The organism is Sphingomonas asaccharolytica NBRC 15499, from assembly GCF_001598355.1.
GTDB lineage: Bacteria > Pseudomonadota > Alphaproteobacteria > Sphingomonadales > Sphingomonadaceae > Sphingomonas > Sphingomonas asaccharolytica.
Genome location: NZ_BCYU01000125.1, coordinates 1 through 7,978, shown reverse-complemented (window position 1 = coordinate 7,978; position 7,978 = coordinate 1). Strand labels below are relative to the sequence as shown.

Annotated in this window: 6 protein-coding genes and 1 pseudogene; 4 read left to right on the top strand and 3 right to left on the bottom strand. The window is 64.1% G+C overall.

Translation table 11 applies throughout. The features are described 5' to 3' along the window. Window positions 1-102: 102 nt before the first annotated feature. A complete protein-coding gene (locus tag SAS01S_RS20775) occupies window positions 103-996 on the bottom strand; it encodes a LysR family transcriptional regulator (protein ID WP_066812959.1) in 894 nt (297 codons plus the stop codon). 73 nt (window positions 997-1,069) lie between these two features. Here SAS01S_RS20775 and SAS01S_RS20770 point away from each other — a divergent pair, with 73 nt between their 5' ends. The 4 genes from SAS01S_RS20770 (at window position 1,070) to SAS01S_RS20755 (ending at window position 5,319) form a co-directional block, all read left to right on the top strand. Further along, the gene (locus SAS01S_RS20770; protein ID WP_066812961.1) at window positions 1,070-1,510 is read left to right on the top strand and encodes a nuclear transport factor 2 family protein; all 441 of its coding nucleotides are present in this window, start codon (window positions 1,070-1,072) and stop codon (window positions 1,508-1,510) included. A gap of 72 nt (window positions 1,511-1,582) precedes the next feature. Next, window positions 1,583-2,614 (top strand): hypothetical protein, encoded by a 1,032-nt coding sequence (locus SAS01S_RS20765; RefSeq protein ID WP_066812957.1) that lies wholly within the window; start codon window positions 1,583-1,585, stop codon window positions 2,612-2,614. Between the two features lie 153 nt (window positions 2,615-2,767). Then, window positions 2,768-3,406 carry a hypothetical protein gene (locus tag SAS01S_RS20760; RefSeq protein WP_157082930.1) on the top strand — a complete coding sequence of 213 codons (639 nt, stop codon included), beginning with the start codon at window positions 2,768-2,770 and terminating at the stop codon, window positions 3,404-3,406. 158 nt (window positions 3,407-3,564) lie between these two features. Further along, window positions 3,565-5,319 carry an aspartyl protease family protein gene (locus SAS01S_RS20755; protein WP_066812952.1) on the top strand — a complete coding sequence of 585 codons (1,755 nt, stop codon included), beginning with the start codon at window positions 3,565-3,567 and terminating at the stop codon, window positions 5,317-5,319. A gap of 10 nt (window positions 5,320-5,329) precedes the next feature. Here SAS01S_RS20755 and SAS01S_RS20750 read toward each other — a convergent pair whose 3' ends face one another. Further along, on the bottom strand, window positions 5,330-7,642 hold the full coding sequence (locus tag SAS01S_RS20750; protein ID WP_169804993.1) for an EAL domain-containing protein: 2,313 nt from the start codon (window positions 7,640-7,642) through the stop codon (window positions 5,330-5,332). Window positions 7,643-7,709: 67 nt separating this feature from the next. Continuing rightward, window positions 7,710-7,978, bottom strand: a pseudogene (locus tag SAS01S_RS22920) (hypothetical protein); the annotation flags it as partial.

The following is a 7,978-nucleotide window of genomic DNA, read 5'->3' as shown; positions in this document are numbered from 1 at the left end:
CCCGCGACGAAAGAGCAACAAGCCAGGAGGTCAGCGGTGGATGGCCCCCTCCACCACCGCCTTCGGCGGCGGTCCCCCTCCCCGTGCCGGGGAGGAATTTTCCTAATCCCCCACCGTTCGCTGGATCAGGTCGCGTAGCCAGACCGACGCGGCATCGGCGTCGCGTTCGACCGGGTGGAACAGGAAATGCCGATCGATGCTCTGCTCGATCGGCAGCTCGACCGCGCGCACGTCGAGCTTGGGCCCGTAAGCAGCGATCAGCCGCGACGGCAGGATCGCGACGAGCTCGGTCCGCGCGACCGCCATCAGCGCCTGCAGATAATGCGGCACGACCGCGGCAATGCGGCGATGCAGGCCCTGCGCCGCCAGCCAATCGTCGACCGGATCGCTCGTCGCGCCGGCGCCGACCACCGCGACATGCGGCGCGTCGAGCATTTCGAGCACCTGCCGCCAGGTCGCCGGCTGGCCGACATGGACCGCGAGCAGATCATGGTCGTCGAACAGCGGCGCCATGCGCAGCCCGGCGAACAAGACGGTGTCGGTACTGATCGCGAAATCGAGCGTGGCGATCACCGGATCGTTCGGCCGCGGCCAGGGAATGAGGTCGATCCGGCAGCCGGGCGCCTCGCGCGCCATCGCCTCGATCAATGGCGCGAGCAAGGTCGCGGCGACGACGTCAGGGATCGCCGCCCGGAACACGCGCTGCGCCGCTGTGGGATCGAATGCCTCGCCCTCGTACAAGGCGGCCGCTTGCTTGAGCAACGCACGGACGGGATCGGCGAGCGCCTCCGCACGCGGCGTGCGCTTCATCCCCGCCCCGCTGCGCACCAGCAGCGGATCGCCGAAATCCTCACGCAGGCGGGCGAGGATGCGGCTCATCGCGGGCTGCGACACCGATACGATCTGCGCCGCCCGCGTAACGCTGCCGCTTTCGATCATCGCCAACAGGGCACGCAACAAGTTCAGGTCGTAGCGACCGATATCCAATTCCGACATGCGCGATATCAGAACTATTCATTTCCGGGATAGTCAAGGCAACCCCATGATGTTGCGGGACAAGGAGAATGTCATGAGCGCCGAGCGGAACAAGCAGGTGATCGAACGCATCTATGCCGCGATGGCACAGGGCGACCGCGGCGTTTTCGCGGCGTCCGTCCATCCCGATTATGTCTGGCGCTTCCCGGGTCATTGCAGCTGGTCGCGGCGGTTCGACGGGCAAGAGGCGATCTATCGCGATTTGCTGCGACCTCTCTTCGGTTTGTTCGCGACCGACTATACCGCCCAAGCGATCAATCTGGTGGCCGAAAGCGATACGGTGGTCGCGGAAGTGCGCGGCGACGTGATTCTCAAATCCGGCGAGCGGTACGACAACCATTATTGCTTCATCTTCCACTTCCGCGACGGCAAGATCGCCGAGGTGGTCGAATATTGCGACACCGACCTCGAAGAGCGCGTGCTCGGCAATTACGATTTGGTGCTGGCCGCGCATCGCGTCAGCGGATCACCTTAAAGGCTCTCCCGCCTTGGTGTATTGCTACACTACAGCACTTATGGTATATGATCTCCTCACAGGAGGAGTGCCATGTATAGTGAAAGCGACCTGGAGGGCGCGGTAGCGGCGGGAGTCATCCCGCAGTCTGCTGCCGACGCTTTCCGCCAGCATATTGCCGCAATGCGCGTGTCGCCCGCGGTCGACGAGGAAAGCTTCCGGTTGTTGACCGGGTTCAACGACATATTCGTCGCCATTGCCATCGCGCTGTTGCTGACATCGATCGGCTGGCTCGGCGGCTGGGTAAAGACCGGCTTGGGCGGCCTTGGCGTCGCGGTCGCGGCCTGGGCGTTGGCCGAATATTTCACCCGCGTCCGGCGCATGGCACTTCCCAGTATCATTCTGCTGCTCGCGTTCGCCGGCGGCGTCTCGGCGACGATGATCGGCGCGCTGGTCGACATCAACCCCGACTGGAGCGATCAGACGAATGCACTCATCGCCACCGGCATCGCGTTGGTGACCGGTGGTGCCACCTGGCTGCACTGGAAGCGGTTCATGGTGCCAATCACGGTTGCCGTGGGCGCGGCAAGCGCGGTCGCTGCACTGGTCGCGCTGTATGTCGCGGTAACGCATGTCAACGAGGATGGCATTTTCCCGCTGGTGTTGGTCGGCGGCATCGGCACTTTCGCGCTGGCGATGTGGTGGGACGGATCGGACCTGACCCGCACGACGCGGCGCAGCGACGTCGCCTTCTGGTTACACCTCGCCGCCGCGCCGATGATCGCGCATTCAGTGTTCCACATGCTCGGCGTGTTCCAGGGCGAGATTGGGGTCACCCAGGCGCTGATCGTGATGGCGCTGTACCTTGTGTTCGCGTTCATCGCACTCGCGATCGATCGCCGCGCATTGCTGGTATCGAGCCTGGCCTATGTTCTCTACGCATTGTCGATGCTGTTCCAGCAAGCGGGGGCTGTCGAGCTGTCGATGGCCTTCACAGCCTTCGTGATCGGATCGGCGCTGTTGACGCTGTCGGCCTTCTGGCACCCGATGCGCCGCGCAGTGATCGGCACACTGGGCAATCTCGGCAATCGCCTGCCGCCGGTGCAGATGCCCGTCGCGGCCTGACGCTCAACGCTTACGCGCCCCTTGCAATCTCAGGCGCGATCCTGCCCGGCGGCCCACCCGGCCGCCGGGCTTTTTCTTGTCCGGCATATTGATCGAACCGAGCTCGCACAGAATAATGCGCGGAAGCTGCGGGTATGACAGCCGGGGGCGTAAATGACGGATATCCCTAACGTGAAGCTCAGGCTGGAGACCGGCACGGTGCATGGTGCCGACACGTGGTCGGAAACATCGGTTCAAGCGTCGGCAGACAGCAGCGGCAGCCTTTTGCACAATGGGTCAGGCTATATTCGGCCTATGCATTTCAGCGTCTCATCGCACAGCTTCACACACAGCCGGTACTTCGTGAAATTCGACCAGGGGCCGGAACTGCAGGTCGACGATAGCATCATCGCGACCGATGGCCATCGCATATCGCGCGTGTTCCTGTCGTCGCCGGAGAGCCGTGGCGAATATTATGCGGGCCTTTACAACCACAGCACTGGGAACAGCGACCTTCATCTGCAAGCATTTACCAACGCGATCGGACTCGTAGCGCCCGTGCGGCCCGGTCACGGCTATCTATGGACAGCGTTTATTCCTGGGCTCGCCGCCTTCGGGCTGACGGCTTCGACCGGACAGGCCATCTACACGGTTGTCGGTGACCTCATCAGCATCGGGTGGCTACTGTTGATGATTTTCATGTGGGAGCGGCCGCGAACCTGTCGCTATGTGGAAGCGCGACAGACGTATGATTCGCGGAACGCCCAATTGCTCGCGTCGCTCGATCAGCAGCTCCGTGACGCGCGGGTCTAAGTATTTAGGTCGCGGGTGAATTGCTTTTAAAGCGGCGACGGCCGTTCCTGCCCCAATCTGGTGCGGACCTTCATCTCTGTGCGGCGGCGTGCCCCCTATCTTGCTAAGCGAATGGGAAATTTGGCATAGCTTGCGCATAGTGTGCCGGGGGGAATCTGATGGGCGCGACGAGTCTGATTGCGTTGTTGGGCGCGCTGGCCGCGCCCATGCCGCCCGCGAGCAAATGCCAGGCGGCAAGGATCGCCGAATTCCCGATCACCATGGCCGGGCGCTCGCCGATGGTCGACGCCCGTTTCGGCGACAAGACCGCGCGTTTCATCCTCGACAGCGGCGCGTTCTACAGCACGATCTCACGGGCAAGCGCGGCCGAGTTCGGTTTGAAGGTCGAGCCGGCGCCGCCGTGGTTCCGCCTTCAGGGCATTGGCGGGGACACGTCGGCCGGCATCGCGGAAACCGACACGTTTTCGCTCGCCGGCATAAAGCTTCCTAAAGTCAGCTTCATCGTCGGCGGCAGCGACATGGGTTCGACCGGCCTGATCGGGCAGAACATCCTCGGCCTGGCCGATGTCGAATATGATCTGCCACACGGCGCAGTGCGGTTGATGAAGACCGATGGATGCGGCCGTACGGGTCTGGCCTATTGGGCCAGTGACAAGCCGTATACGATGCTGGCACTGGAGGGAAATCCGGACGGTATGTTCCGCCCACACACGATCGCGACCGTCATGCTCAACGGCGTCAAGATCAGGGCCTTGTTCGATTCCGGAGCACAAAGCTCGCTACTGTCGCTAGCGACGGCCAAGCGCCTCGGCGTCACGCCGAACACCCCGGGCGTGGAATTCGTCGGCAATGGCGGCGGGCTCGGCACGCACAGGGTGCCGACCTGGCTCGCCACCTTCGACAAGATCGATATTGGCGGCGAAGCGATCAACAAGCCCAAGATTCGCATATCGCAACTCGATCTCGGCAATGCGGACATGCTGATTGGCGTCGATTTCTTCCTGACCCATCGGATGTTCGTGTCGAACACCAACCACAAGTTGTTCATCACTTATGAAGGCGGCCCGGTGTTCGGCCTGTCGCCGAAGGGCGCGCGGTCGGTCGACGGCAAGCCGCTCGACCTTACCGACAAGGCCGCCGACCCGACAACGGCCGAGGAATATTCGCGGCGCGGCGCGACCTATGCTTCCAATCACAAGCTGACCGAAGCCCTTGCCGATTTCGACAAGGCGATCGCGCTTTCCCCGAATGAGAGCCGCTATTTCTATCAACGCGCCGAGGCCCGCTTCGCCAATGGCGACCGCGCCGGCTCTCTCGCCGATCTCGACCGCACGATCAGCCTGTCTCCCGACAATGCCGACGCCCGGCTGCAACGCGCGGAGTTCCGGTTGCGCAACGGTAACGAGGCCGGCGCTAGAGAGGATGTGAAGGCCGCCGACAGCGCCCTAGCCCCTTCGTCCGACAAGCGCCTGGTGGTGGCGTCGCTATATGATCGCCTCGGCGCGCCCGACGCGGCGCTGCCCAATTTCGACTCGTGGCTCAAGAGCCACCCCGAAGACAGCAGCCGGGGAGTCGCGCTCAATGGCCGCTGCTGGGTGCGCGGGCTGCTCAATCGCGACCTCGACAAGGCGCTGGACGATTGCAACGCCGCGCTGCGAACCCTGCCCCGCGACGCCTCGATCCTCGACAGCCGCGCGCTCATCCGGGTGCGGCGCGGCGAATGGAAACAGGCGCTGGCGGACTATAACGCGGCGCTGGCGATCAATCCGCGCAGCGCCTGGTCGCTCTATATGCGCGGGGTAATCGAAGCGAAATCGGGCCAGGATGTCCAGGCCAAGGCCGATCGCACCGCCGCGATCGCGATCGATCCCAAGGTCGTCGATCGCGCAAAGAAATACGGACTGGAGAGCTAATGGCCGATCCTCACGCCGCCGCGGCACGATCCCTGCCGGCGACCAACTCGAAGATGCGATCGGCCGTGACCGGTTTGCTGATCAAATACCCTTGGGCGAGGTCGCAACCCACCGATTTCAGGAACTCGAGGCATTCCTCTGTCTCCACTCCCTCCGCGACGACCTTCAATCCGAGTTCGTGCGCGAGATTCACCGTCGAGCGTACCAACACAGCGTCGCCGCGATTCTGGTGCGCGAATTCGACGAAGCTGCGGTCGATCTTGAGTTCATCGAGCGGCAGTGTCTTGAGATAGGTCAATGTCGATTGACCGGTCCCGTAATCGTCCATCGAGATCGCCACGCCGAGCGTCTTGAACCGCAGCAAAGCGGCAACCGCCGCCGCGGGCGCGTGCATCGCTGCCGACTCGGTCACCTCGAACGTCAGCAGCCGCGGATCGATGCCGCTGTCGTTCAGCGTCATTTCGAGCTGCTCGATGAACGCGGCGGATTCGAGAAGGACGGCGGAAAGGTTGATGGCAACGGTCAGGCGACGTCCCCGCTCCTGCCAGGATTGAACGTCCGCGATCGCCGCGCGCACCACATGTAACGTCAGCCCATCGATGCGGTCTGCCCGCTCGAGCAGCGGGATGAAATGGTCGGGAGGGAGCATGCCGTGCGTGCGATGGTTCCAGCGGACCAACGCCTCGACGCTGACGATTCTGCCGGATTTGAGATCGAGCTTGGGTTGATAGGCCGCGAACACATCGCCCGCAGCGATCGCTTCGTCGAGTTCGCCGGCAAGTGACAATTCCGCGCTCGCCGCCTCGGCATCGGATACTTCATGGACATGCCAACCGCTGCCGCTGCGAAGCGCCAGATCGGCCGCCATCGAGGCATTCGCAATAGTATCGTAGGCCCCACCACCGCCAAGTGCGGCGAAACCGGTGGTAACAGCCACATCGACTCGCCGTCCATTCACCTCGATCGGTGCCATCATGATCACACGCAACTGATCGTGCCGCACGGCAACCTGATCGACGCGGACGGTGGCTTCCCAGGCAAGGACGCGATCATCGACGCGGTAGACCGGAATGCCGCCGCCCAGCACGCTGATGCGGTCGCGCAGCCGACAGACCAAGTCGGCCATCGCGGCCGCTCCGACAGTCGCGGCAAGCCGGTCATAATCCGCGATCCGCGCGGCAACGACGGCGGTATCTTCCTTGCCCGCGAGCACGCTGGCAAGCGCATGCTGGTTGGGAAGGCCCGTCTCATCGTCGACGACCCGTCGGCTGGCAAGCCAGGCGTCGATCCGAACCAGCGCGGCCACCATCACCATCGCGTAGAGTGCGAGCAAAGCGGGCACCAACGCCACTTCGACCCCGGCGGCGCTTGCGGCAACTGCGCCGCCGAACAGTATCAGCGTGACGCCGACACCACCAAGCACCAGCGTCTTGCTGGAGCGAGCGCGCAGCAACAGGAGTGCGAGCAACAGCACCAGCGCCAAGGGCGGTATCCAGCCGGCGCGTACCGGAATACCGCGGTCGAGCGTCAGCGCGGCAAGCGCCTGGATTACGACGCCAGGGATCACGCCGTAGCGGGGGACCGCGTAACGGTCTCCGAGCTCGATCGCGGTCGCGCCGATCAGCACGCGCTTGCCGCGCAGCTTGCCGGCGTCGACACGGCCATCGCGCACATCGATGAAGCTCAGCCGCGGGATGGAGATCGGATCGATCGCGAAATCGATCGGGAAATCGGCGCCGGCTTTACCATCACGTCCGGCGATCATCGCAGCCAATGAAGGGCGTGGCGCCCCCGCGGTGATCTCCCCCAATGGCGCATTGCGGACGTCGCCATCGCGGTCGGGCAGAATGCTGACCGTCGCCGCCAGCGCATGCTCGCGGAGCGGCGCGATCGGCATCGAATCGACATAGCCGCCATGCGCAAACTCGGCAGCTTGGCGGAAAGTCGGCAGGGTCACGAGCCCGTCGGAACGGGCCAGCGCGTCCGCGAATAGCTTATCGTCGGCGGGACTGGAGGCTGCGGAAAAGTCGACGTCGAACGCGATCGAGGCGACGGCCGCCTTGCGGAGCCGATCGACCGCAATCGCATAGTTGCGCCGTGGCCAAGGCCAGCGATCGATCGCGGCGATGCTGCGGGCGTCGATCTCGACGATCACCAGATCGCCCGGCGCATCGTGCTGGCGCAGGCCGTAGCGAGCTTCGGCCAAACCCTGTTCGAGGCCGGTACCCAGACCAGTCAACCCCGCGGCCACCCCTGCCAGCAGGGCGAGGAGGAACGCGATCGATCGCCAGTATCTGCCCAATTTTGCGATCGCTGCGGCCACAAATCCCACCTGTTTAGAGGCGAGGGGCTAACGCGAAACGCCTAATATTGCGTCAAGCAGATCGGCGTCAGGACTTTCCCTTACCAGGCCCGCCACCGTTCCCATTGTCGGTGCCGTTCCCCTTCCCACCGGGATCTTTGCCGGGATCGACGCCCTTATCACCGCCAGGATCCTTGCCCGGTCCAGCACCGTTGCCGTTGCCGCCGGGGTCCTTGCCGGGGTCCGCGCCTTTGCCGTCGCCACCTGGGTCCTTGCCAGGTGCCGCGCCTTTACCGTCGGTGCCCGGGTCCTTGCCGGGGTCAGCACCCTTGCCGTCACCGCCGGAGCCCTTGCCAG

Excerpts from the sequence above, each read along its gene's own strand:
- SAS01S_RS20775 (WP_066812959.1), bottom strand. The coding sequence starts at position 996 with ATGTCGGAATTGGATATCGGTCGCTACGACCTGAACTTGTTGCGTGCC.
- SAS01S_RS20770 (WP_066812961.1), top strand. The coding sequence starts at position 1,070 with ATGAGCGCCGAGCGGAACAAGCAGGTGATCGAACGCATCTATGCCGCG.
- SAS01S_RS20765 (WP_066812957.1), top strand. The coding sequence starts at position 1,583 with ATGTATAGTGAAAGCGACCTGGAGGGCGCGGTAGCGGCGGGAGTCATC.
- SAS01S_RS20760 (WP_157082930.1), top strand. The coding sequence starts at position 2,768 with ATGACGGATATCCCTAACGTGAAGCTCAGGCTGGAGACCGGCACGGTG.
- SAS01S_RS20755 (WP_066812952.1), top strand. The coding sequence starts at position 3,565 with ATGGGCGCGACGAGTCTGATTGCGTTGTTGGGCGCGCTGGCCGCGCCC.